Annotated in this window: 22 protein-coding genes; 18 read left to right on the top strand and 4 right to left on the bottom strand. The window is 48.3% G+C overall.

All coding sequences use genetic code 11. The features are described 5' to 3' along the window. Positions 1-22: 22 nt before the first annotated feature. Entirely contained in the window at positions 23-1219 is a 1197-nt protein-coding gene (gene metC / locus BZJ18_RS14775; protein ID WP_077457902.1) for a cystathionine beta-lyase, read from the bottom strand. A gap of 268 nt (positions 1220-1487) precedes the next feature. Between metC and BZJ18_RS17410 the strand changes: the two genes are divergently transcribed. Continuing rightward, positions 1488-1661, top strand: coding sequence for a hypothetical protein (locus tag BZJ18_RS17410; protein ID WP_167370411.1), 174 nt, complete (start codon positions 1488-1490; stop codon positions 1659-1661). 337 nt (positions 1662-1998) lie between these two features. Here BZJ18_RS17410 and BZJ18_RS14765 read toward each other — a convergent pair whose 3' ends face one another. Together BZJ18_RS14765 and BZJ18_RS14760 are read right to left on the bottom strand one after the other, a co-directional pair. Then, positions 1999-2493: an NfeD family protein gene (locus tag BZJ18_RS14765; protein WP_069589814.1), complete on the bottom strand. Its 495-nt coding sequence runs from the start codon at positions 2491-2493 to the stop codon at positions 1999-2001. 1 nt (position 2494) lies between these two features. After that, the gene (locus BZJ18_RS14760) at positions 2495-3442 is read right to left on the bottom strand and encodes a slipin family protein (RefSeq protein ID WP_077457900.1); all 948 of its coding nucleotides are present in this window, start codon (positions 3440-3442) and stop codon (positions 2495-2497) included. Positions 3443-3991: 549 nt separating this feature from the next. On the opposite strand from BZJ18_RS14760, the gene cspE reads away from it, so the two are divergent. From cspE to BZJ18_RS14705, 11 genes are all read left to right on the top strand, one after another. Next, positions 3992-4198, top strand: a complete 207-nt coding sequence (gene cspE / locus BZJ18_RS14755; protein ID WP_069589811.1) for a transcription antiterminator/RNA stability regulator CspE — start codon at positions 3992-3994, stop codon at positions 4196-4198. A gap of 165 nt (positions 4199-4363) precedes the next feature. Continuing rightward, positions 4364-5374 carry a bacteriohemerythrin gene (locus tag BZJ18_RS14750; RefSeq protein ID WP_077457898.1) on the top strand — a complete coding sequence of 337 codons (1011 nt, stop codon included), beginning with the start codon at positions 4364-4366 and terminating at the stop codon, positions 5372-5374. 354 nt (positions 5375-5728) lie between these two features. After that, positions 5729-6286 (top strand): diaminobutyrate acetyltransferase, encoded by a 558-nt coding sequence (ectA, locus tag BZJ18_RS14745; RefSeq protein ID WP_077457896.1) that lies wholly within the window; start codon positions 5729-5731, stop codon positions 6284-6286. 11 nt (positions 6287-6297) lie between these two features. After that, positions 6298-7575 carry a diaminobutyrate--2-oxoglutarate transaminase gene (gene ectB / locus BZJ18_RS14740; protein WP_077457894.1) on the top strand — a complete coding sequence of 426 codons (1278 nt, stop codon included), beginning with the start codon at positions 6298-6300 and terminating at the stop codon, positions 7573-7575. A gap of 45 nt (positions 7576-7620) precedes the next feature. Beyond that, complete coding sequence (locus BZJ18_RS14735) at positions 7621-8010, top strand: ectoine synthase (RefSeq protein WP_077457892.1); 390 nt, start codon at positions 7621-7623, stop codon at positions 8008-8010. Positions 8011-8088: 78 nt separating this feature from the next. Then, complete coding sequence (locus BZJ18_RS14730) at positions 8089-9516, top strand: aspartate kinase (protein ID WP_069589806.1); 1428 nt, start codon at positions 8089-8091, stop codon at positions 9514-9516. 212 nt (positions 9517-9728) lie between these two features. Then, positions 9729-10364, top strand: coding sequence for a LysE family translocator (locus BZJ18_RS14725; protein WP_077457890.1), 636 nt, complete (start codon positions 9729-9731; stop codon positions 10362-10364). A 155-nt stretch (positions 10365-10519) separates the two neighbouring features. Beyond that, the gene (locus BZJ18_RS14720) at positions 10520-11782 is read left to right on the top strand and encodes a GGDEF domain-containing protein (protein WP_077457888.1); all 1263 of its coding nucleotides are present in this window, start codon (positions 10520-10522) and stop codon (positions 11780-11782) included. A gap of 32 nt (positions 11783-11814) precedes the next feature. Next, positions 11815-13344: a bifunctional GNAT family N-acetyltransferase/carbon-nitrogen hydrolase family protein gene (locus BZJ18_RS14715; protein ID WP_077457886.1), complete on the top strand. Its 1530-nt coding sequence runs from the start codon at positions 11815-11817 to the stop codon at positions 13342-13344. A gap of 193 nt (positions 13345-13537) precedes the next feature. Next, positions 13538-15772, top strand: a complete 2235-nt coding sequence (locus tag BZJ18_RS14710) for a methyl-accepting chemotaxis protein (protein ID WP_077457884.1) — start codon at positions 13538-13540, stop codon at positions 15770-15772. 152 nt (positions 15773-15924) lie between these two features. After that, entirely contained in the window at positions 15925-16644 is a 720-nt protein-coding gene (locus BZJ18_RS14705) for a YebC/PmpR family DNA-binding transcriptional regulator (RefSeq protein WP_077457882.1), read from the top strand. A 33-nt stretch (positions 16645-16677) separates the two neighbouring features. Here the strand turns inward: BZJ18_RS14705 and BZJ18_RS14700 are convergent, their stop codons facing one another. Beyond that, complete coding sequence (locus BZJ18_RS14700; RefSeq protein WP_131825294.1) at positions 16678-17331, bottom strand: TetR/AcrR family transcriptional regulator; 654 nt, start codon at positions 17329-17331, stop codon at positions 16678-16680. Positions 17332-17795: 464 nt separating this feature from the next. Here BZJ18_RS14700 and BZJ18_RS14695 point away from each other — a divergent pair, with 464 nt between their 5' ends. The 6 genes from BZJ18_RS14695 to BZJ18_RS14670 all read left to right on the top strand — a co-directional run. Further along, on the top strand, positions 17796-18530 hold the full coding sequence (locus BZJ18_RS14695; RefSeq protein ID WP_077457880.1) for a substrate-binding periplasmic protein: 735 nt from the start codon (positions 17796-17798) through the stop codon (positions 18528-18530). A gap of 144 nt (positions 18531-18674) precedes the next feature. Beyond that, on the top strand, positions 18675-19178 hold the full coding sequence (locus tag BZJ18_RS14690; RefSeq protein ID WP_077457878.1) for a hypothetical protein: 504 nt from the start codon (positions 18675-18677) through the stop codon (positions 19176-19178). A gap of 127 nt (positions 19179-19305) precedes the next feature. After that, positions 19306-20157: a lipase family protein gene (locus tag BZJ18_RS14685; protein ID WP_077457876.1), complete on the top strand. Its 852-nt coding sequence runs from the start codon at positions 19306-19308 to the stop codon at positions 20155-20157. Between the two features lie 226 nt (positions 20158-20383). Next, positions 20384-22255 (top strand): PhoX family protein, encoded by a 1872-nt coding sequence (locus BZJ18_RS14680; protein ID WP_077457874.1) that lies wholly within the window; start codon positions 20384-20386, stop codon positions 22253-22255. A 255-nt stretch (positions 22256-22510) separates the two neighbouring features. Next, on the top strand, positions 22511-22858 hold the full coding sequence (locus BZJ18_RS17405; RefSeq protein WP_077457872.1) for a hypothetical protein: 348 nt from the start codon (positions 22511-22513) through the stop codon (positions 22856-22858). Further along, the coding region (locus BZJ18_RS14670) for a VCBS domain-containing protein (RefSeq protein WP_241824987.1) at positions 22806-25423 on the top strand (2618 nt) is incomplete at its 3' end. The genes BZJ18_RS17405 and BZJ18_RS14670, both read left to right, overlap by 53 nt.

Here is a 25423-nt window from a genome sequence, read left to right as displayed (position 1 = left end):
ACTTAAGGCGGCTTATCCGCTTTTACTGGGCCGCTTTAATGCGTTCAAAGCCTGCTGCTAAGTCAGTGATCAAATCCTCTACCGCTTCCAAACCAATGTGCACACGGACTAAGGTGCCACTGAAACTTACCTTACCAGCAGGACGAATACGGTTGAGTTGTTCAGGTTGATTGGTCAACAGCAACGACTCAAATCCACCCCATGAGTACGCCATGCTGAAATGCTGTAAATGATCACAGAACGCTTCCAGCTGTGCATCGGTAAGTCTTTGGTCAAAAACAAACGAAAACAAGCCATTACTACCAGAAAAGTCTCGCTCAAAAAAGACATGTCCGGGGCAATCAGAAAATGCTGGGTGAAGGACATGCGCAACTTCTGGCTGCTCTTTTAGCCATTGCGCAATTTGTAGAGCACTTTGTTGGTGTTGCTTTAAACGCACGCCTAGGGTACGCAACCCTCTTGCCGCTTGATATGCCGTCTCGGCATCAATGGTTTGCCCCATCAAATAAGCACGTTCTCGTAGCTGCGGCCAACAGCGACGATTCGCTACCGCGGTGCCGAGCATATGATCGGAGTGACCAATAATGTACTTGGTGCCCGATTGGATCGAAATATCGACCCCATGTGTTAAAGGCTGATATAAAACGCCAGCAGCCCAGGTGTTATCCATCATAATGATCGCGTCTGAGGCTTTGGCGCGAATCGCTTGCACCATGGCTGGCGTATCATGGACTTCCATGGTGTACGACCCAGGCGACTCGAGAAACACAATCCGAGTATTAGGCCGAATACGCTCAACGATTTGGGCTCCTTCAAGCGGATCGAAAAACTCAGTCTCAATCTGCATATCGGCAAGGATAGTTTGGCAAAAGTCTTGTGTGGGCTCGTAAGCCGAGCCAGTCACCAGAATATGGTCGCCCGTTTTCACAAATGCCAAGACACTGTTGGCAATGGCTGCGGCGCCACACGGAAACAACGCACACCCTTCACCTTGTTCGAGCTCTGTCATCGCATCTTGCAGAGCAAAATGCGTCTGGGTGCCACGGCGGCCATAAAACAAGGTGTGCTGGTGTCGATGCGCAATCGCATGTTTTTTGTCGGCGAGCGTGTCAAAAACAATGGAGGAAGCACGTTGGATCACAGGGTTCACACCTTGTTGGGTATAACGTTTGTCGCGCCCCGCGTGAATCAATTGCGTGCTCAGGTATTTTTTTTCCATAATTCCTTACCCAAATATTTGCTCCATGGATACCTTACCCTAAGCATTATTTCTTTAGCAGTAAAGACATTTAGCCATCTATTTAAACAGGTTCAACCACTCGTCTCCTTGTTATTTATGGCATGGATGACGAAGCCCCGCGGCTACAATGTCGAATTGTATGCAAATAACTGTTTAGATCACTAAACAGATAACAAATTAAGCACACTAGTTGGAAAAGCGTAGAAAGTGTATATACATTGTATATCCAAATGATAGGCAAATGCAGATGACAAAAAAAGAAAAAAGCAAAAAAGACAGTCAGTTACTCATTCGCATCAATAGTGAGCAACGCGATGCCTTCTTGTCAAAATGCGAGGATCTCGACACATCAGCCGCTAGAGAGATCCGTCGATTTATCAAACAATTTTTAAAAGAACACGAAGAAAAAAAGAGCTCATAATCACAGTTTTAGGTGCAACTTGCCGGCACCTGTCCACGGCATTGAAGCCGTATTGCGGTGGCGAAAACACCGGCAATGACATAGAAAGGAGAAAACCGATGGCTAAAGCATCAAAGAAAGATCTGAAAAAATCGATCAAAAAGACCAAAGCAAAAGTTGCTAAACAAGAAAGCAAACTGAAAAAGCTGAAAAAACAGCTGAAAAAAGCCTAAATACAGCGCCTCCACTTATCGAGGCACTCGGTTAGCTAGGCATAGCGCGTATCACGCGAAAAAGCTCGGGACATGATGCCCGAGCTTTTTATTTGGCTCCATTAAACCAGAATGGCAAACAACGCCTAGTGGCTCGACTCCGCTTCACCGGCCGGTTCTACCGTAAAGCGACCGACATCAACACCGATCACCCGCACTTTGTCGCCTGCTTGCAAGCTCGCATCATGACAGCTGCCACTGAGCACCAACTGCCACGTGACACCCGAATACTTAATTGTCGCTGGATGTGCGGACGTTAGCGGCTCAGTCAATGTCAGCGTCAAACCAATAAAGTCACTGTGCGTATTGTCAGGACTACGTGCACCACGTTGTAGCCGCTTTAACGGCTGCCACAGCGCGGCGGTTAACAGCCCAGCCCCGATCCCGGTTGCGCTGAACATCACGGTCACAGTCTCCGGCAGCACTCCAAGCATCGCTAACAGCCCCGCCAGTACCGCAGCAACTCCGGTCGCCAGTAATACGATGGTCGATAAGCCCAGCAACCACACTTCGACCACGAGCAGTAACAGCCCGATAATCATCGTCATCTCAGCTAGATGGGTGGTAAACCAGTTGTGCATATTAGCCTTTCACTTTGTTCAGTGTTTGAATAATGGTCATCGCTTCAGCAACCGTACTCGCCGCGCCAGTCCCCGACTCTGGAAGCAATACGACAGAAGACTCTTTCGCGATCGCTTCTTTCGCACTGATGGCTTTTTCTGCCAAGTCTAACTGGATGGCTTTCTGACCTTCTTCCGTGATCGCTCGTGAACCGACAATTTCAAGCGCTTCAGCTTGTGCTTCCGCGACCGCGATAATCGCTTTCGCTTCACCTTCCGCTTTCAAGATCTGCTCAGACTTTTCCGCTTCTGCAGCAAGCACGCGTGCTTGTTTTTGCCCTTCTGCAACGTTGATATCCGACTGACGCGCCCCTTCTGACTCAAGGATCACCGCACGTTTTTCACGTTCGGCTTTCATTTGACGCTCCATCGCATCCAATACTGAACGCGGCGGATCAATATCCTTAATTTCATAGCGGAGGACTTGTACGCCCCAAGGCTGAGCGGCTTCGTTAATCGCCGAGACGATTGCCGTATTGAGGCTTTCACGCTCTTCGAAGGTCTTATCTAGTTCCATCTTACCCACTTCACTACGCATTGTGGTTTGCGCCAGTTGGGTCACGGAGTAGATATAGTCATCGACACCGTAGCAAGCTTTGTAAGGATCCAGCACTTTGATATAAAGTACACCATCTACGACTAGAGAGATGTTGTCTCGGGTAATGGCCGACTGACTCGGCACATCGAACGCTTGCTCTTTTAGCGTACGTTCATAGGCTAGACGGTCGATAAAAGGCACAATAAAGTTCAAGCCCGCTTCCATCGTTTTGTAATATTTACCAAAACGCTCAATCACATAGGCGGTGTTTTGCGGAACAAACTTTACCGAGCCACGCAAGAAAACAATCACTAGGATTGCGAATACAATCCAAACGCTAAACGCGCTAGTAAGAGAGACCATTTCGTTCATTAGGGTTCCTATCAGTAGAGGATCGACAAACAGCAACGCGCTGCTACTCGTAGAAAGCATTAAGAGTACGTCAATGTCGATGAAAAAAGACAGCGTCCGATAGCATCTTTGACATCCGTCCCAATACAGGACGCGGTTTTCGCCATTGATTTGCTTAACCCTGACAAAAATCTCGGCGCTTGATCTCACTTTCAATCATTCACTCAAAATAAACCGGATATAAAGTGCGAAAAGAGATTTACCTCACATTCTTTTGCGTGTATTCTCGCTACTGTTCAACCGTGTTGGTTGACGTTACTGAAAGCTGAAAGGCGACCATCGTCACAGCCAACAGTAAACTGACGCGCAAATTACGCGTAGTCCTCTTGGAGCTGTTAAGCGGCTTCGCTAATCGGAAATTTATGCAGCAATTGAATATAGAAACATCGAAACACCCTACCGTTTGGCTGGAAAGTTAGTTGTCCTGAAGATATTCGCTACATTTGCCCATAGAACGATTAATGGCACTCGCGTCACTGCTACACCTAGTTAATATATTCAGGAGACATCATGTCTAAAGCTAATGGTACCGTTAAGTGGTTTAACGAAGAAAAAGGTTTCGGTTTTATCCAGCAAGAGAACGGTCCAGACGTATTCGTTCACTTCCGCGCCATCGTTGGTGAAGGCTTCCGCACTCTAGCTGAAGGCCAACAGGTTGAGTTCGACATCGAGCAAGGTCAAAAAGGCCCACAGGCAGCGAACGTAACTCGCCTGTAAGCTAAACCAGATTTAAGAAGAAAAGGCGCCTTTTAGGCGCCTTTTTTTATATGCGCAACCTCTCACCCCCCACAAAAACGTATAAAAAATTCTACAAATCACTCTGCAGCAAAACTCGCCGTTTACTATGCTTTTAAAACAGTTAGCGCTTTGGCAGGAGGGAGTATGCTATCTCGGTGTTTAGTGGTAGATGATCATGAAATGATTCGAGATACCATAAGTTTGATGGCACAAGCGCTAGGGATCAAATCCGTTATCACGGCGGCCGATGGCGCTGAAGCCATATCACGAGCCTTTCACGAACAACCTAGCCTAATTATCACCGACCTACAGATGGAGCCTATCGATGGTTTGGAAATGCTAAGGCTTATCCGTAGCGGTCGCTACCACCTACAGCACGATGTACCGATCATCATTCTCACCGCAAATGCCTCTCAGTCAGTGATTAGCGAATGCATCCGTTATGATGTTGACGCATTCATGGTCAAGCCAGTTAGAAAACAAGACCTCGAAAATCGTGTTCAACAGCTAGCCAAAGATACCAAATCCAAAAAGCCACCAAAATACTACTTTGAGATGTATCAGGCCGATCCAGCTAAATCGACCGATTTTGAGCACAATGGGGCCATTGTCTTCACTGAAGAAGAACAAGAGAAAATCGAAAAAATTTCGGACACAAGCCCGACAATTGATACAACAGCACCCCCTGTTACGCCTGAACAAGCGACAGCAAAGAGCAAAGACAGAAAGTTTATTCGTTGGCAGGACAAATACTCTGTGGGGCACTCAGAACTCGATGCCAGCAACAAGCAATTACTGGCTATCATCAATGACACCTATGAGGCTATCGCGTACCACCATGCCGATGGTGAAAAAGGAGATTTTGATGATCTCGCCCAGCGGTTTCGAGACTACATTGTGTCCCACTTCCAACTAGAAGAAGACATTCTTCACGATCTCGCCTATCCCAAATACAAACAACATGCGGCCATCCATGAGCGTTTATCACGGCAAGCGCATTATGTGTTGCTTCAGTGCCAGGCGGATCCTGAACTGTACTCTTCAGAGTTTTTCAAGTTTTTGCGTTACTGGTGGGTACACCACGTCGTAAAAGAAGACAGACAATATCGCGAATTTCTTAGCCAATCGCCTCAATCCGCCCAGTTCCCCCATTGAGTCCACAAGCTGCCAAGATAACTAGATTTTTATCTATAAACCTCTTTTATGTCTATTTTTTAAGCCAATTATTTCACTGCATTCAACAACGATTGAGGCAAACTTCACGCCGGCTTCCCCTTATTTGTGGCATGAGTCACACCAGATTGAAAACCGCCAATACATTTAGGCCAGTAAATGTTACGCATCAAAGCATTATGGTTAATAAAAATTTTAACATTAATAAATTTTAATAATATCAGCCACTTACTTGGCAGCGATAAACCAATTAGCGAAATACGGGGTTGATAAACAAAATTCAGCGCCTATTATATATAATTATATATAACAAATTCGTTAGAGAACAAAACAATTATGTGGCGATCAAAAACGACAGATACGGCAGTTCTTGAAAACGAAGTCCTTGACCGTAAACAGATAAAACCGAGCACGCGGTTTGTGTTTCGTAAGCCATCGATTCGTGATGGTGGCGACATCTATCGATTAATCACTCAGTGCCCTCCGTTGGATGTGAACTCCGCCTACTGCAACTTCTTACAGGCAACGCACTTCAAAGAGACCTGTGTTGTGGCAGAGCGTGACGGCGACATTCACGGCTTCGTCTCTGGCTACATTCGTCCAGAGCAGCCAGACACATTTTTTGTGTGGCAGGTAGCCGTATCGCCCAAAGCACGTGGAGAAGGGCTTGCCCTTTCAATGGTCGAAGCGTTACTGGCACGCAAAGTGTCACAAGACATCCGATTCATTGAAACCACGATCACAGAAGACAACGCCGGATCTTGGGCGCTGTTCAAAAAGGTAGACCGCCTCTACGGTACAGGGGGTCAGCGCTCAGTGTTCCTTGATGAACAAGAGCACTTTAACGGTGAACATGACACCGAATACCTTTTCCGAATTCCACTCAAAAAATAACAGGATGAGTTATGGATATCTTTAAATCGCAGGAGTCAAATGTTCAATGTTACGCCAACAACTTCCCCGTCGTGTTTGAAAGCGCGAAGGGCTGTTGGATCACGGGCGTTGACGGCAAGCGCTACCTCGATTTTCTTGCTGGCGCCGGTTCGCTTAACTATGGACACAATAACCCGACGCTGAAAAAAGCGCTGATTGAGTACATCGAGAAAGATGGGATTACCCACGGCTTGGATATGCACACCGGTGCAAAAGCACGCTTTCTCGAGGTATTTAAAGAGCATATCTTGGCACCACGTAACTTGGACTATAAATTCCAGTTCACGGGTCCAACCGGTACAAATGCTGTTGAAGCGGCGATGAAGCTGGCACGAAAAGTGACAGGTCGCCCAAACATCGTTTCATTTACGAACGGCTTCCACGGCTGCACATATGGCGCACTCGCTGTGACCGGTAATCATCACCATCGCGGTGGCGGCGGTATGCCAGTGAATAACGCGGTAACACGTATTCCGTATGACGGCTATGCCGATGTTGACGGTCTCACACTGTTCGAAACCATGCTAAACGATGCCTCAAGCGGTCTAACAGGTGGAGATAAACCCGCTGCTGTCTTGCTTGAAGTCGTTCAAGGTGAAGGTGGTCTCAATGCGGCTTCTAATGAGTGGCTGCAACGCCTAGAGAGCATCTGTAAAGAACATGGCATCTTGATGATCGTCGATGATATTCAAGCTGGCTGTGGTCGTACTGGTACCTTCTTTAGCTTCGAGCCATCAGGTATCAACCCAGATATCGTGACCTTGTCGAAGTCGATTGGTGGTTATGGCCTACCAATGGCACTGGTTCTACTGAAACCTGAGCTGGATCAATGGGCACCTGGCGAACATAACGGTACATTCCGTGGTAACAGCCATGCGTTTGTGACAGCCGCAGAAGCGATTGAAACTTACTGGCTAGATGATCAGTTCCAAACCCATATCCAAGCGCGTGCTGATCAACTCAATAAAGTGTTGAAAGACGTCTTAGCGAAAAATGGTGACCTGTTCGACACCATCAAAGGTCGTGGCCTGATGCAGGGTATCGCATGTAAAAATGGTGATATCTCTGATGCCATTACAAGCCTTTGTTTCGAGCACGGTATGATCATCGAAACAGCTGGCCCTGATGATGAAGTGATCAAATTCTTCTCACCATTAACAGTCAGCGAAGCTGAAATGGAGAAAGGCCTGCAGATTTTTGTTAAGTCGGTTGAGCAATACAAAAAAGACAAATTGAAAAAAGCGTCTTAATTCAAAGCTCTCACCCATTAACAAACAGACGTATAAAGGATTGACATGATTGTTCGCACATTAGAAGAATGCCAAAACAGTGAACGCCGCGTAGTGGCTGAAAATTGGGAAAGTGTCCGTATGTTGTTGCGCGATGACAACATGGGCTTCTCATTCCACATTACTACTATTTACGCCAATACTGACACGCATATCCATTACCAGAATCACTTGGAGTCTGTGTATTGCATGTCAGGTGAAGGTGAGATTGAAACGACCGACGACGGTAAAGTGTATCCAATCAAACCTGGCACACTGTACATTCTTGACAAACATGACGAGCACCAGCTTCGCGCAAATAAAGGTGTCGATATGGTCATGGCCTGTGTCTTTAACCCACCGATTACTGGGCAAGAGACACATGACGAAAACGGTGTTTACCCCCTGGTCGATTAACCGTCTTGGGGCAGCGGGATGCTGCCCCTGTAAACCCAATCGACGACTTCAATTCATAAAAGCCCACAAGGAGCTCACATGAATCATACCGTTGAAAAGATCGGCGGTACATCAATGTCAGCGTTCGACGCTGTCATGGATAATATCTTTTTGTACCCGTCTAACCCTTATAACCGAATTTTTGTGGTTTCTGCTTATGCTGGCATCACGGATGCATTGCTGGAGTGTAAGCGATCTGGCAAGCCGGGTATCTATCGCCTACTCGCCGCCAACAATCCGAAGTGGCGCGATGCCATGGAAGAGTTGGAACAACGTATGCTGCTCATTAACAGCAACATGTTCCCAGACCCTGTTTACCGCGAGCGTGCAGACAACTTCATTCGTCAACGTATGGAGAAGGCGCACAGCTGCATCGAAGGTATTCTCGAAACCTGTAACTATGGGCAGTTTTCTCTAGAAAGCTATTTGCCCCAAGTGCGCGAGTTCCTCTCGTCAATTGGCGAAGCTCACAGTGCGCACAACTCTTCTCTTTTGCTTGAGAGCGTGGGAATTAACTCACGGTTTGTTGACCTTTCTGGCTGGGACAACCCCGACGAAGCACAGGGTGATTTAAACACCGTGATTGCTCGTGCCATGGAAGATATCGATCTCAGCAATGAGCTGCCCATCGTTACCGGCTACGTATACTGCGATGAAGGGTTGATGAAAACATACGATCGCGGCTATAGCGAAATGACGTTCAGTCGTATTGCGGTATTGACCAAAGCAAGCAGCGCGGTGATCCACAAAGAGTATCATTTAAGCAGTGCTGATCCGCGAATCGTCGGTCCAGAACGCGTCCAGCCGATGGGCTTGAGCAACTACGACGTGGCTGATCAGCTTGCCAACTTGGGGATGGAAGCGATTCACCCTAATGCCGCATCAGGTATGCGTGCAGTCGGCATCGAACTTGTGGTGAAAAATACCTTCGAACCCGACCATCCAGGTACAGTGATTTCCCACAAATATCGTCCGAAAGACAATGAAATCGAGATCATTGCAGGTCGTGATAAAGTGCTAGCGCTGCATATCTTTGATCAATCAATGGTTGGCCATGTCGATCGCGTCAGCTACGACGTGATGGAAATTATTCGTGAGGAAAACGTTCAGCTAATCAGTAAAGAGATGAACGCCAACTCAATCACTTACTATTTGGATGGTAAGACCGCCAGCCAAGACAAAGTGATCAATCGCGTAGAGAAGCTGTATCCTAAAGCGAAGATCACTGGCGAGATGGTTGCGTTGATTTCGGTCATTGGTAGCCGGATTGACTCCAATCAGACCATGAGCCGAGGTATGCTCGCGCTACTGGACGCAGAAATTAATCCAAAAGCCGCACACTCTTCGATGCGTGACGTGGATGTACAGTACGTGGTACTGGATAAATTCTATCATGCGGCGATTTGCGCACTACACGCATGTTTTATTGAGAAACCGGCCCCAAAGCCGACCATCAAAGCCGCGTAACCGCAGCGCTAAGCAGTTAATTGCTCAGTCAATTTTTCTTCCATTAAACGCCTCTTTCGAGAGGCGTTTTTTTATGCTTATCACATTAAGTTTCCACGCCTGTTTACACTAATTTTAGTACTAATGATTATCATAATAGCGAACTTCCGTTGATCCTTTTACTTAAGCGGGTAAAATGCCGCGTTTTATTTTGTCAGTAATACGCGCATTCCATGATTGATCCAACCTTGCTCCCTGTTTATTTAACGGCCGTTGTGGCGCTGCTTCTTATCCCCGGTCCCGACATGCTACTTATCATTAGTGCAAGTCTTAGTTATGGAAAGCGAGTCGGGTTAGCAGCAAGTTTAGGGAATGCGACATCCGGATTGATTCTGACCCTCTTGGCTGCCACGGGCGTATCGGCGATGATCGCCATGTCGCCTATGGCGCTCACTGTTTTAAAGTACGTAGGCGCCGCTTATCTGCTTAAAATGAGCATCGACACATGGCAAGCTTCGCCAACGAATAGTGAAGCACTGGTACATCGTCAAAAGATGGGCCGACACCTTTATAAACGCGCGGTGATGACCAACTTACTCAACCCCAAGGCTCTACTCTTTTTTGTTCTGTTTTTACCTCAGTTCATCTCGCAACAAATCCAAGCATCCTCAGGCATGCAGCTTTTGAGTCTTGGCCTATTGCTCAATATTCTCGGATTGGCGTTTAATGTCTTGCTTGTTGTGATAGTTGGTCGTCTAGGTAACGCTTTATTCACACGTCCTAGCGTTCAGAAATACCAGCATAAATTGATGGCGATCGTCTTTGCAATTCTGGCTATTTGGCTGTTTTTACAGCAGAATGGCGTCTAAGTCTTGAACGACCAGACACCAAAAATCAACAAAACCTTGTGGTGCGATAAAAGGCCTCATCCTTGTCTGGTATATTGTGCGAAAGCACGTTACTAATAGGCTTTTATTGCCTAACATTAGGCGCTTAGACAGTTGTATCGGATGGATTCGAGTACGTGTTTGACCTTCATTTACCCACACTCACACTAGCCTGCATCAGTATATTTTGGTTACTGACGGTCGCCGTGTTATTGATTGGTTGGCAGTTTAATCAACACAGAGATATAAAGCTGTGGGGCGTAGCGTGCTTGTTGATCTCCGCAGGCACGTCCGTGTATAACCTCGGCAATAGCACAGAGATATCAGGGCTTGTTTGGCTCGGTGTCGTAGCAGCCATGAGCGCCCAAGTTTTAATTTGGTGGGGTACCCAATCACTCGAAAAGCAGCCACCTTGGTGGCGTGTCGGCGGGTTGGTCTTTACACTGGCTGTCGGGATATACTCATTATTCCTTGTCAATGATGCGCCCCTTGCCATACGCATCAGTTTTTATTGCCTATTCTATGCGGTTATACACCTGATGGTGCTTCGTATACTGCTCAAAAGCCATTATCGCGCACGTACTGGCTATCGTTTGTATACCAGTGTCGTTTCTATCTTACTGATTTTATATGGTCTGCGCATCCAGTTTGCATTTGATACGCCGTTCAACGAAACCACGCTATCCCATCGCTATATATTCATCTACTACATGATTTTGATGGCCGAGTTCGTCAAATTTGTGACCTTTATTTATCTTTGCTTCGAGCGCCTCGAGTACACCTTGTGCCAACTGGCTTTGCAAGACACGCTTACTCAACTCCCCAATCGTCGTGCCTTTGTGACCCAAACCACTCAACGTCTTGAAGACGATACCGTTCACGCCTTGTTATTGGCTGACTTGGATAACTTTAAAAGTATTAACGACGTGTATGGCCATCTCGCCGGTGACCAAGTCCTGATCGCTTTTAGCCAGCATTTACAGCATATCGCGCAACAAGAAGGCGCCTTGTGCGCGAGAACGGGCGGAGAAGAATTTATCCTGTTATTGAGTGGGGATTCAGTTAAACGCGTTCAGCACATCGCATTGCAGCTTCGCCGACAAATTGAAGCCTGCCAAGTCAGGACAGAACAAGGACATATCATTCGCTTTACCGTCAGTGTGGGTGTCGCTATCCATCGCCGCCATCAGCCTGTGACAATAAATCAGCTATTCGAATGTGCTGATGGCGCGCTTTATGAGGCAAAAGCACGTGGCCGGAATCGGATCGAATTTGCCCTCACCGAGCATCAAGCCGCGCCGTCAAGTGTCGCCCCCATGCGAGCCACAACCTCTATTCCTTGCGAAGAGTCGAACACAGATCTTCCTAAACGTTATCTCACACGACAATCTTTGACATAATGGGGAGTCAGACATCCTAAGGAGATCATGTAATGGACGAAAATGCCGACACGCTGCTGAACTTGCGTGTGATAGAGGTAGGTGATTACCAACCACTTGCAGAACTGATGGATCTCGTTTTTCCCGATGTTGGGGGCGCGTGGCCCAAGAGTACTATTATGCAATTGGTGACCGCGTTTCCGGATGGACAAATCTGTATTGAAGACAATGGCAAGATTGTCGCCGCTGCACTGACACTAAAAGTTGCTTATAACCGCTTTTCTCTTCCTCATACTTACGCGGATATCATCACCGATGATGGGGTAGTATTTCATAATGCCAAAGGGGATGCGCTCTACGGCCTCGATGTTTTTGTCCACCCTGATTATCGTGGTCACCGCTTGGGGCGTCGGCTTTACGAGGCACGTAAAGATCTCTGCCAAGCGCTTAATCTCAAAGCCATTCTTGCCGGTGGGCGGATCCCTGGTTATCACAAGCATAATGATCTGACCGTCACCGAATACATCAATAAAGTACGTCGTAAAGAAATCCACGATCCGATTTTGTCGTTTCAACTATCAAATGATTTTGATGTGAAACGTTTGATGAACCGATATCTTCCAGAGGATGGTAAATCCGCAGGCTACGCCACCCTATTAGAGTGGGACAATTTCTTTTATGAAGAGGATGCCTCATCCGTCCACGATATAGAGAAGACTATTGTTCGTATTGGGGTGGTTCAATGGCAAATGCGTCATGTACTCTCCGTCGATGACCTGCTCAATCAAGCGGAGTTTTTTGTCTCATCGCTATCGAATTATCAATCGGACTTTGCCCTATTCCCTGAGTTTTTCTGTGCGCCTTTGATGGGGCTTGCCCCAGAAAAAGGCTCTGTAGAAGCAATCCGTTTTTTAAGTGAATTCACACAGACAATTAAGCAACGTTTCTCGCAACTCGCCGTTACTTACAACATCAATATCATTGCAGGCAGTATGCCTGTATTAGAAGATGAAAAGTTGTATAACGTGTCATACCTGATGCATCGAGACGGCAGCATCGATGAGCAATACAAAATACATATCACGCCGCATGAACAGCGAGACTGGGTGATTGATGGCGGCGAAACCGTCAAAGTCATTGAAACCGATGCCGGGCGTGTGGGGATCCTCATCTGTTATGATGTCGAATTCCCTGAACTGGGACGCATCCTCGCAGAGCAAGAAGTGCAAATCCTCTTTGTTCCCTTCTGGACCGACACCAAAAACGGCTATCTACGCGTTCGTCTCTGCGCTCAAGCGCGCGCGATTGAAAATGAATGCTATGTCGCCATTGGAGGCAGCGTAGGCAACCTCCCTAGAGTGGATAACGTCGACATTCAGTATGCTGAGTCAGCGGTATTCTCGCCGTCTGATGTTTATTTCCCCCACGATGCAACACTCGCCGAAGCAAATGCCAATACAGAGATGATGATCTTTGCGGATGTCGATTTAGACAAACTTAAAATGCTGCACGAACGAGGTTCAGTCACCAACCTCAAACATCGCCGACCAAAACTGTATGCCAATCACCTAAGTCAGGAGTAAAGGCACTCTGCCCCGTAAATTGCGGGGCAAATCACTTCTATTTATTGGCCTTGCTCACATTGCGAACAAAAAAAAACACAACAATCGCCTAATTTTTACGACACCCCTGCCAATCACTAACTACCATTGATTAAAAAGCAACCAATTCGGTTTATCTATCCAGTCGGCTAATTAATCATTGAGGTGAAAGGCCATGAAGCTCAAACATAGAATGCTCGTCAGCTTGCTTGGCGTGGGCATCGTTCCTGCGTTGGTGATCACGTTGATGTCGCTTAATACGGCATCTTCCTCGCTCGAAACCCAAACGTTTAACCAGTTAGAGGCACTGCGAGAGGTGAAAAAGTCCGCGGTGGAGCGCTATTTTAAAACCGCAGAAGGGCAGATCATTACCACTGCGGAAATCCCTTCTATCGCTGATGCCATGGTTTCCATGACTCAGGCCTTTACCAATTTAGCCTCCTCAGATACCGCCGCGTCATCGTCGTTAGTCCGCTATTATCAGCAGAACCTAACCAGTAAGTTACAAGCGACTGGCAACACTGGCTTACCGAGAGCACAGGAGCTCGTCGCACAGCTTTCTCCACAAACTATTGCCCTGCAAAACGCGTATTTGGTGAATAATCCCAGTCCCGTCGGCGAAAAAGGGAATTACCAAACCAGTCGCCAATTGCCCGCTTACGATCGCGCTCATCAAGCTATCCACCCCTTTTTAAGAGACGTCCAAGCAAAATTTGGCTATTACGATATTTTCTTAATTGAAGCGCAACAGGGCACGGTGGTTTACTCCGTCTCCAAAGAGGTCGACTTTGGCACCTCGATCCTCACCGGGCCTTTTCAACGCTCAGGGCTTGCTGAGGCATTTAAACAAGGCCGTCAGCTAGCCGATGGCGATGCCGTGATTGTCGATTTTTCGCCCTATTCTGCTTCCGCCAATGCTCCCGCTGGTTTTATGGCGTCACCTGTCTACCGCAACAATCAGTTACTAGGGGTGTTAGCGTATCAATTCCCCATTGATCGATTGAGCGAAATCATGACCGAGCGTGATGGATTAGGCCAAACCGGTGAGACCTACCTTGTGGGCAGCGACGGCTTAATGCGCTCCAACTCATTTCTAGACCCAGAACACCGCACCGTGTTCGCTTCGTTTATGAACCCCGCTGAAGGGGCAGTCAATACTCAAGCCGTCCAACGCGCGATCAACGGCGAAAAAGGCATTGATATCATTAGCGATTATAACGGGAACCCTGTTTTATCCGCGTATGCGCCGCTGACCGCTGGAGGGCTAACATGGGCGATCATTGCAGAAATGGATGTTAAAGAAGCCTTTGCTGCTCTAAACGCGCTCGAGCTTTCTGTCGCGGTGATTTTTGTGATAGCCGTGATTGGCATCGTTGCTACCGCCATTATCTTTGCCCGCAAAATTACACGCCCGATTGGTGGGGAACCTGAAGAAATGGAAAAAATTGTGCAAACCATTGCCGATGGCGATCTGACCGTCTCCTTTAATCAAGATCCGAAAGCGACTGGGGTTTATCGCTCAATGCGAGAAATGACCAAAAACCTCACTGCAATGGTGTGTGATATTATCGGTGCTACCAGCCAGCAGGCCGCAGCGGCAGAGCAGCTTTCAGCGTCGACCGTTGAGACCTTGACTAACTTTGAAGCGCAAAATGCACGCACTGAACAGGTTGCAGCGGCCATGGAGCAGATGACCGCGACCGCCAATCAAATCTCATCAAGTACGTCATCCACCGCCGATGCCGCGGAAAAAGCCCGAGAGATGATCCACGATGGTGACAGCCAGGTCTCACTCGCCGTCGATTCGATGCGTGACCTAGTGGCGCGATTACAAAGCGCACGAACAAAATCGGACTCTTTGGTGCGCAGTGCGGAAGATATTTCTGGCATTTTACAAACCATTGGACAAATTGCGGATCAGACGAATCTACTCGCGCTCAATGCGGCCATTGAAGCAGCACGCGCGGGAGATCAAGGTCGCGGGTTCGCCGTGGTTGCCGACGAGGTGAGAACCCTCGCGCAAAGCACGCAAGACGCGACAGGTGAAATTGCCCAATTGATCGAAAACTTGCAGCGCGATTCCAGCGATACAACACAAGCGATGGTAGACAGTGCTGATGCGGCAGGCAATGTCTCTGAACGGGCAGAATCCAGTATTTCATCGCTTAAACAAGCGGTGATGGCTGTTGAAGAGATTGCTGATATGTCGTTACAGATGGCGAGCGCCTCTGAAGAGCAATCCTTGGTCGCGACGGAGATCAATCAAAACCTTGAGGAAATTAACACCATGACAGGTGAAAACCGTCAAGCCATGGACCAGATCACGCAAGCGACACAAGACTTAAGTGCCCTTTCCCAAGTGCTCAAAGGCCATACCAGTAAATTTCATTGCCAAGGCAAGCTTGCCTAACGCTCACGCTCGGCACCTTATGTGCCGAGCACCTCTCTTCTCCCAAACAATCGCCTGACCTCGCGCAAACTCTCAACATTCGCTAGCACATAGAATGGCTATCTTGATAGAATCACCGCATTTCTGCGTAAGCGTAACAAGAGAGATTCCGAATGGGACGTAGTTTTGAAGTTCGTAAAGCGTCGATGGCCAAAACCCAGGGCGCAAAAATCAAAGTGTATTCAAAGTACGGTAAAGAGATTTACGTGTGCGCCAAAAATGGCGGTAGTGACCCAGACAGCAACCTTTCACTGCGTCGTTTGATTGAAAAAGCGAAAAAAGACCAAGTGCCTGGCCATGTGATCGATAAAGCTCTTGATAAAGCCAATGGTGGTGGCGGCGAAAACTATGAAGTAGCTCGCTACGAAGGGTTTGGTCCTGGCAATTGTGCCGTTATCGTCGATTGTCTGACTGATAACAACAATCGCACCTATATGGACGTGCGCCAATGCTTTGTAAAGAATGATGCCAAGATTGGCTCACCGGGCGCCGTGTCACACATGTTTGAGCATCAAGCGGTATTTCAGTTTGCGGGCGACGATGAAGAAGGCGTTCTCGAAGCGCTAGTAATGGCAGATGTCGACGTGACCGATATTGAAGCAGAAGATGGTGTGATCACCGTATTTGCGCCGCATACAGAGTTTTTCAAAGTGAAAAACGCACTCAGCGATCACCTTGGTGATACGCCTCTGGACTTGGAAGAGATTACCTTTGTTCCTCAGACCAATACAGAAGTCAGTGGCGAAGACGTTGAACGTTTTGAAAAGTTCCTCGATATGCTAAACGACTGTGATGACGTACAAAACGTTTATCACAATGCTGAGCTCGTTTAAGCCGTTCACTCAAGGCGCCTTTGAAAAGGCGCCTTATTTCTCACCAAGTTGCTTGAGCAGCATTTGAGAGAACAACGCCCAGTTTTGCCGGAACTTATCTTCCCCCTGCAATAAATAGCTTTGCAAGCCAACCCCTAGAAAAAAGGCATCTACAACACGGATTGCGGTATCAATTTGGTGCTGAGGAATTTTGCCTTGATAGAAGTAATCTATCGCCCGGGTGTACTCTGCGAGTCCATGCTGAGAAAAACGCTGTATTGACGCTCTGAACTGATCGTCAAATAACGCTTGCGCGGTGAAACTATACATGGCTTTCATCGCATAAGGTTCGCATTTCATGGTGAGATACAAGGTATCACCCGTCACTTCGAGATAACTCTCAAAATCATCAAAATTCGCGGGCTCTGCCACCGCGAGAAACATTGAAATCAGCTCATCTACCGCGGCGTGTTTTACCGCATCTAGATTATCAAAATGATGATAAAGCGCCCCTTTGCTGATCCCCGCCTTCTTACCTAACTTTGTTGCAGTTAATGCTGCAAGCCCCTCATTTCCAACAATTTCTAAAGTCGTCGAGAGAATTCTTTGCCGCATCGCCTGAGAAGCAATTTCGTTTTTATTCATCGTGATTTGATCAAAAAATGAAAGACTAATTGAAAAAATAAAACATACCGAATGTTCATTCAATTTTATTTGCGTGAAATGTGACCAATAACCGAATGTTTTTTCAACAGAACTTGGTGGGCAATTTGGAAGTAGTTGAAAGTTATAGCATTAAGGACAGATCAGTCAGTTAGGTGATCAAAAACAGCCTCCGAGCCCGTTTCTAGACGATCATTATTCGGTGACACATTACGCATAACACTCAGATAAAAGGCGGCTTAGCGATAGGAATGACACACATTGATCACCAACAGAGCTAACCTGTAGTTAAATAACAGGATGACAGGAAAGACTTTCAGAATGAGGAAAGGAGCTGTGATCGCATTAAACAACAGCAATGGTATCTGCATTGGGTGGCGACACATCGATTGTTAAGACTGCTGATCAGATTTAACAAGTTGATATACACGCGAATACGATGCCGTCCACAGACACTTCTGGGGCCAAGGTCTACAATAGTAATAGTGCAATGAGTCGGTGACGTTCGAATGAAATGGCAATGGTGTTTACTACTGACAATACTCGCTACACTTCCTGTGGGTGCGAATCCCACCTACGTGATTGGCGTGCAAAATTTCTCGCAGTATTATCCGTATTCCTCCTATGCAAACCGTAATTACTCTGGCTTCAATCGGGAGTTGCTCGATATGTTTGCCAAAACCCAAAATTACCGTTTTATCTATAAACCTCTCCCTTTAAAGCGCTTATATCACCGCTTTGTCGACGGGGCTGTCGATTTTAAATATCCCGATAGTCCAAAGTGGAGCCCAGAAATCAAGCGTAAGTCAAAAATTTTCTACAGCGAGCCTGTCGTCAACTATATTGATGGCGTCATGGTCATTGATGACAACTATGGCAAGTCTCTTAATCGGCTTAAATATTTAGGTGTTGTGGCAGGGTTTACGCCTTATCCCTACCAGTCTCGGATCAGCGCCGGTCAAATTCAGGTTGATGAGAGTTACAAATACGACTCACTGTTGATGAAAGTGGTGAGCGGTCGCGTTGATGGCGGATACGCAAACGTTGCCGTTGCGCAATTTTACCTAGAGCAAATGGGATTTCAAAAAGGCTCGGTACGGTTTGATGATACCCTCCCACACAGCAAGGGCACCCGCCACCTTTCAACCATCAAGTATCCCGAAGTGATCGCCGAATTCAATCGGTTTTTAGTTGATAACAAAGAGGATATCGAGGCATTAAAAGCCCGCTATGGGCTCGAGTAACGAGTTTATCGCCATCTATCTGTATTCTCACTTCATTTCGCGCTCGGGTGTTGTATACTCGTAATCCTTCAAGATGCTGGTTGTTACAGCGACCAGCTTTCTGACTGTGCCCAACAACATGGATAGATATCGCGAAGGAGCCCCTTGAGTAACCAACTGATTAGTCTGGACCTGTTTTACGCGATTGAGCATTTGATGCCAGGGAAACGTACTGTCGCCCTATTCCGTAAATCCGTCAAACACCTTCCAGTAACAACCTTGCCTTTAACCCATTATGATTCTGCGGCAGGCTTACAATTGGCATTGTTTCGGCACTGCCGCAACTATGTCGCATTTACACAAGGCCACCCTATCTCTCCGGATTTTGATTTTTCGGGCAGTGCGGAGCAGATCTTGGCAGCAGAATCCATCATGAAGGCCTTTATTCGAGGCGCTTACTGGTGGGTGGAGTATCACATGGCTCACTACCGTGACGATTGGAGCCACGAGCAAACCCAGCGTTGGCTAAAAGACCTGCGTTTACTCGTGCAAGTGGTTATCGGTATTGGCAATTGCACCAACGCGGAGTGGATCCTCACGCATCGAGGTCCCATTCAAGCTCTGACCTACGACACCCATTTAGAGCCATTTCTCGCGAGCTACGACTAGTTAGACTCGGCGCCTTGCGTCAGTGTGTTCACGCTGACGCTCTCCCACTCATTCGTTACGATAGTTTCGTTTTTTCGTCACCTTAGTTGCGTAACCTCGTTCCAAACAGGCAATTAATTGGGCGACTGTGAAACGATTAAAGCGATATCAATACGAGCGTTATGCCATTTTATGCCGCGCGTCCTATCCGAGCTATTTTGATCATACCCATTATGGATTTAGCCCAAACGGACGACGGGATATCTATGATCGCTGGGGACGGTGCATTATTCGCGTGCTCTGGCGCGATGATGACGATGTGGTGGTAGTATTTCGCGGCTCCCAAACCGCGTGGGACTGGCTGGTTAATTGCGCGTGTGGACCTAAGCAAATACGAATGGGCAATGTCAGGTGCTTTGTGCACTGGGGATTTCATTATCTCCTCACTCAAAAAAGCTTACCGTGGCAACAGCACAAGCGCCGCTATCAATCCATGACCACAAGCCAGTTTGCGGATGTGGCGCAAGCGGCCGACACCTGCTCACTGGCAGGAAACACAGTGCTGGATAAGCTAGAGGCAGCACTCACGCCGCTGCTCAAAGCCAACAAAAAGGTCTCCTTTATTGGCCATTCATCAGGAGGCGCAATGGCCGTCATTGCCGCCGCAAAGCTTTATCCCTCCATGGGACAGGCAATCAAGCGCATCGTCACTTTTGGCCAACCGGCTGCCGGTATGTGGCGTTTTAAGCGATATTATCCTTTTCACACCAAAACCTACCGTATTTGTTGTGATGTCGACATCATTACATTTTTACCCGGTATTCCCATGCTGTATTGGCATGTCGGACGACTGCTTTGGTTACATGAGAACAAGATCTACACCGACACACCTTCCGTCGTTCGTGTACTACGCGTCTTGTTCAGCTGGCTAACCCGTCCGATTGCTTATCACTACATGGACAAATATATCCGACGCAAAGACTATTTTGACCAACACTGATCGTTTCATGACAGTCAAAACGTGACGCCGTCACTAAATGCTGTTTATCCAAACCAATCTGTGATCGGGTTAACGGCCCACTTTCGTGTCCCAAGACTGTCACCCAACAGTCACCTCGATTTCATATTGACTCGCCAGACTCTCGACCAACTTTGCGCCCGGTGGTGCAGAGCCTCGCTATCACTAAACCCATAAATACGATAACGAACAGAAAGGAAGTCATGTCGTGAGCAAGCATATTGATCAGCGTCCGCTGGATGCAGAACCCGAATTCAACCGTTTTATTGACGCCGCCGTGAGCCGTCGCCGCTTTTTACAAGGCGCAGGCGCGGCAAGTACCGTAGCTTTTTTCGCCGCCAACCCAGTTGCAAAAGCTGTGGCTGGCAGCTTGAGTAAAAGTGAGTTACTCGGTTTTAAAGCCATCCCAACCTCGACGGCTGACACCGTCACTGTGCCCAAAGGATACAAAGCGGAGGTACTGGTATCATGGGGCGATCCTATCTTTGCCAATGCCCCCGCCTTTTCGCAGCAAAACGATGCCAGTGCCCAAGCACAACAGTTTGGTGACAATAATGATGGCATGACATTTTTCCCTCTCGCCAATGATCGCGCCTTACTCGCCGTCAATAACGAGTATATCAACGATGAGTTTCTGTTTACGCACGGCGGTAAAAACATCTCAGCCGATGATGCGCGTAAATCACAAGCAGCACACGGCGTCTCTTTGGTCGAGCTAAAAAAAGTTGATGGCCGCTGGACGGTGAACCCGCAAGGGCGCTTAAATCGTCGTATTACCGCGTATACGGAGATGGCAATGACAGGCCCAGCCGCCGGCCATTCACTGCTTAAAACCGCAGCTGATCCCTCGGGTAAAAAGATCCTCGGCACCTTTAATAATTGTGCCAACGGCGAAACGCCTTGGGGCACCTATCTCACCTGCGAAGAAAACTTTAATGGCTATTTTGCCAGCGAAAAAACCGTGACCTTGGGTAAAACCTATCAGCGCTATGGCATCAGCGATACCGATTGGGGATACGACTGGTACAAACACGACGAGCGCTTTGACGTCGCCAAACACCCCAATGAGCCCCATCGTTTTGGCTGGGTGGTCGAAATTGACCCTATGGATCCCAACTCAACCCCGAAAAAGCGCAGTGCACTGGGCCGCTTTAAGCACGAAAATGCCGCGCTAACAGTGAATGATGATGGCCATGTCGTGGTTTACATGGGTGACGACGAGCGTGGCGAACACCTTTATAAGTTTGTCTCTGAGGGAAAATACGATCCGAGTAAAGGTAGCGCTAATCGCGATTTGCTCGAAAACGGCACCTTATATGTCGCGAAATTTACTGGCAGCGACGATGAGCTAAAAGGTCAAGGAGAATGGTTAGAGCTCACCTTTGGTAAAAATGGCCTAACCCCAGAAAATGGCTTTCCCGACCAAGCCAGTGTGCTCATTTTTGCCCGCGAAGCCGCGACGCAAGTGGGTGCCACTACCATGGATCGCCCAGAATGGGTGGCCGTGCATGCCGACAAAAAACACGTTTTCTGCACGTTAACCAATAATAAGTACCGCGGCGTCAAAGACAACCAACCCCTCAATGCCGCTAACCCCCGCACGGAAAATCCTTATGGCCATATTATTCGTTGGGCGCCGACCCAAGGCGATCATACTCAGCCTACCTTTGAGTGGGACATTTTCGTGATGGCCGGCCACCCTGAGAAGCAATCTGGGTTAATGGCAGGTACTGATAACATCAACAAAGACAACATGTTTAACAGCCCGGATGGTATCGGCTTTGATCGTGCCGGTCGCCTTTGGATCCAAACCGACGGCGATTACTCCAACGAGGGTGACTTTGCGGGCATGGGCAATAACCAAATGCTGTGTGCCGACACGCAAACGGGGGAAATTCGTCGCTTCCTTACCGGGCCAACATCGTGTGAGATCACGGGACTGACCTTCACTCCTGACTCACGCACTATGTTTGTGGGCGTGCAACATCCAGGTGCTCACTTCCCTACTGGTGGTGATGCCATTCCTCGCTCTTCAGTCATCATGATCACCAAAGACGATGGTGGCGTGATCGGGACCTAACAGCCCCGCCACGAAATATTCGCACTCGCGCGATTTAACCAACGTCATTCAGCCCTTGTCCTGACAAGGGCTTTTTACTTTGCGCGACGATGACAGACACGCAAATTTTGCACTTATCTGCAAACTATCAACTATATTTACAGAGGGTATATGTATCGATAATGCGCCAAACTGCACCTAACAGGTTGACAAAAGAATGTAACTCATTCAAAAACAACACGTTGGCACAATGCAGTTACCGAAGGAGCCGACAGCATGGCGACAGAGACACAAGTCACCGAGACACAAGGAACGGTTGCTGCCGTTCAGCCTGACGGCCAAGTGCGTCAAATTGAGGCCAATCAAACGGTTTCGACGGGAGAGCTCGTCACCGCGGTAGGCAACGAGCCCGCCTCTGTGCACCTTGAGAATGGTGTCGATGCCAACCTCGCCTTATCTGCCTTGCTTGTCGGCGAAGGTGAAGACGATACACTGGTACAAGATTTACCTGAGGATGTGCTTGAAATCATCGAAGCCATCCAACAAGGTGAAGATCCCAATGCGATTGAGGATGCTGCAACCGCAGCCGGTGCAGGCAGTATTCCCCGCCGCAGAGACCAATGAAGCGCCGAGTGCCGAGTCGCTGACCTTTAGCACCGATGAAGACCAGCCATTAGTGCTGACGCCCAATCAAATACTGCAGCAAATCAACGATCCAGATGGTGACACTCTCACTATTGTTTCCATCACCAGTGGTAATCCAGATGTCGAAATCGACGAAGATGCGTCTGGCAATATCGTTATCACACCACCGCCCAATTTCAATGGCGATTTTGATCTCACCGTCATTGTTTCTGATGGCCAAGCAGAAACGCCGTCCGATATCACGGTCACCGTGAATCCCGTCAACGATGCGCCCACACTGCAATTTTCAGCGACGACGGCCACCGAGGATGCGGTCGCGGCTGGCGATAGCGTCGGCACCGTGACGGCGACGGATATAGAGGGTGATGCCCTCATTCTGTCGTTAACTGATGGCGGACAAAACTATGTCGAATTGCAGGGCAATAATGTCGTTCTCACTCAGGCAGGCGTAGATGCAATCAATAACGATGCACTAGATATCGCCTCGCTGACATTTACGATCACTGCCTCAGACGGCGAAACGAGCACCTCTCAAACCTTCACCTCAACAGTGGACCGTATTGACGATCCCGCATCCATCACAGGTGATATATCAGGCACCCTCTCAGAGGGTGAAATCGATGGCTCTGACGGAAGTTTGATAGCCAGAGACTCGGTTTCCGGAACCTTGTCAATTTCCGACTCCGACGATAACCCCACGTGGATCGATAGCTCAGAATCCGGCCAGTATGGTGAGCTTGTCTTCACCAATGGCAACTGGACCTACACCGCAGATAGCGATGCGGTGCAATCTCTTAGCGAGGGTGATGCGGTTTCGGATAACTTCACAGTAACCGCGTCAGACGGCAGTAGCCAAGTGATTTCGATAACTATCACAGGTACAAATGATGATCCTGTGATTAGCGGCCAAACCCTTGGCGATGTGGTCGAAGACACCACTTTGTCAGCAACAGGATCACTCAGTATTTCGGATGCAGATGGTAACAATGCACCAAGCTTTTCCGATGGCAATGTGTCGGGTCAGTATGGTGAGTTATCACTGATGAATGGTACTTGGACTTATACGCTGGATAACAACAGTAGCGTTATCCAAGGCTTAGACGCTGGCGACCAAGTTATCGATACCATCACTCTGACTGCCTCTGATGGCACACAGCAAGATATTGTCATCACCATTACCGGTACTGGTGATGCGCCGGAAGTCACCGGTGAATTTGTTGGTTCAGTCACCGAAGGCAATGTGGGCGATGCGCCTGTCACTGCCACCGGTACCATTGCGATCACTGATATCGATAGTGGCGATAATCCAACCTTTGCCGATACCACTGAAACTGGTACTTATGGTTCGCTCGAGCTGGTCGATGGCAACTGGACGTATACGCTTGATCAATCTGCGGTGCAGAATTTGGATGCCGGCGATCAGGTCACCGATACCATTACACTCACTGCCTCTGATGGTACTGAGCAAGMTATTGTCATCTCTATTACCGGGACAGATGATGCCCCTGAGGTCACCGGTAACTTTACCGGCTCGGTCACCGAAGGCAATGAAGGCGATGCACCTGTCACTGCAACGGGCACCATTACGATCAGTGATGTCGATGGTGATGATGCACCGACCTTCGCCAATACCACTGAGTCGGGCACCTATGGTTCGCTAGAGCTGGTCGATGGCAATTGGACCTATACGCTTGATCAGTCTGCGGTGCAGAATTTAGACGCTGGCGATCAGGTTACCGATACCATAACCCTGACAGAAAGCGATAACACCCAACAAGATATTGTCATCACCATTACCGGTAGCGAGGACCTACCTGAAGTCAGCGGTGAATTTATTGGTTCCGTGACCGAAGGTAATGAAGGCGATGCGGCCGTGACTGCCACGGGCACCATTGCGATCAGTGATGTGGATGGCGACGATACACCCACCTTTGCAGATACCACAGAGACCGGCACTTATGGCTCACTCGAGCTGGTCGATGGCAATTGGACCTATACCCTCGATCAATCTGCGGTGCAGGATTTAGATGCTGGCGATCAGGTTACCGACACCATTACCCTCACTGCCTTTGATGGCACCGAGCAAGCTATTGTTATCACCATTACGGGGACAGAGGATGCCCCTGAAGTTAGTGGTAGCTTTGTCGGTTCCGTCACCGAGGGTGATGTAGGAGATGCGCCAGTCACTGCCACCGGTACCCTTGCGATCAGTGATGTGGATGGCGACGATACCCCGGCCTTTGCCGATACCACAGAAACGGGGAATTATGGTTCGCTCGAGCTAGTCGATGGCAATTGGACCTATACGCTTGATCAGTCTGCGGTGCAGAATTTGGATGCCGGCGATCAGGTCACCGATACCATTACTCTCACTGCCTCTGATGGTACTGAGCAAGATATTGTCATCTCTATTAACGGGACAGATGATGCCCCTGAGGTCACCGGTAACTTTACCGGCTCGGTCACCGAAGGCAATGAAGGCGATGCACCTGTCACTGCCACAGGCACCATTGCGATCAGTGATGTGGATGTCGACGATGCACA

This window comes from Salinivibrio sp. IB872, from assembly GCF_001995345.1.
GTDB classification, from domain to species: Bacteria; Pseudomonadota; Gammaproteobacteria; order Enterobacterales; family Vibrionaceae; genus Salinivibrio; species Salinivibrio proteolyticus.
The sequence above is the reverse complement of the archived record's forward strand: the minus strand, read 5'-3'. Positions and strand labels throughout refer to the sequence as shown.

Coding starts and splice junctions, on each gene's coding strand:
- BZJ18_RS14750 (WP_077457898.1), top strand. CDS start 4,364: ATGCTATCTCGGTGTTTAGTGGTAGATGATCATGAAATGATTCGAGAT.
- BZJ18_RS14710 (WP_077457884.1), top strand. CDS start 13,538: ATGAAGCTCAAACATAGAATGCTCGTCAGCTTGCTTGGCGTGGGCATC.
- metC (WP_077457902.1), bottom strand. CDS start 1,219: ATGGAAAAAAAATACCTGAGCACGCAATTGATTCACGCGGGGCGCGAC.
- BZJ18_RS14705 (WP_077457882.1), top strand. CDS start 15,925: ATGGGACGTAGTTTTGAAGTTCGTAAAGCGTCGATGGCCAAAACCCAG.
- BZJ18_RS14695 (WP_077457880.1), top strand. CDS start 17,796: ATGAAATGGCAATGGTGTTTACTACTGACAATACTCGCTACACTTCCT.
- BZJ18_RS14735 (WP_077457892.1), top strand. CDS start 7,621: ATGATTGTTCGCACATTAGAAGAATGCCAAAACAGTGAACGCCGCGTA.
- BZJ18_RS14765 (WP_069589814.1), bottom strand. CDS start 2,493: ATGCACAACTGGTTTACCACCCATCTAGCTGAGATGACGATGATTATC.
- BZJ18_RS14760 (WP_077457900.1), bottom strand. CDS start 3,442: ATGAACGAAATGGTCTCTCTTACTAGCGCGTTTAGCGTTTGGATTGTA.
- BZJ18_RS17405 (WP_077457872.1), top strand. CDS start 22,511: ATGGCGACAGAGACACAAGTCACCGAGACACAAGGAACGGTTGCTGCC.
- BZJ18_RS14725 (WP_077457890.1), top strand. CDS start 9,729: ATGATTGATCCAACCTTGCTCCCTGTTTATTTAACGGCCGTTGTGGCG.
- BZJ18_RS14730 (WP_069589806.1), top strand. CDS start 8,089: ATGAATCATACCGTTGAAAAGATCGGCGGTACATCAATGTCAGCGTTC.
- BZJ18_RS14715 (WP_077457886.1), top strand. CDS start 11,815: ATGGACGAAAATGCCGACACGCTGCTGAACTTGCGTGTGATAGAGGTA.
- cspE (WP_069589811.1), top strand. CDS start 3,992: ATGTCTAAAGCTAATGGTACCGTTAAGTGGTTTAACGAAGAAAAAGGT.
- BZJ18_RS17410 (WP_167370411.1), top strand. CDS start 1,488: ATGACAAAAAAAGAAAAAAGCAAAAAAGACAGTCAGTTACTCATTCGC.
- ectA (WP_077457896.1), top strand. CDS start 5,729: ATGTGGCGATCAAAAACGACAGATACGGCAGTTCTTGAAAACGAAGTC.
- ectB (WP_077457894.1), top strand. CDS start 6,298: ATGGATATCTTTAAATCGCAGGAGTCAAATGTTCAATGTTACGCCAAC.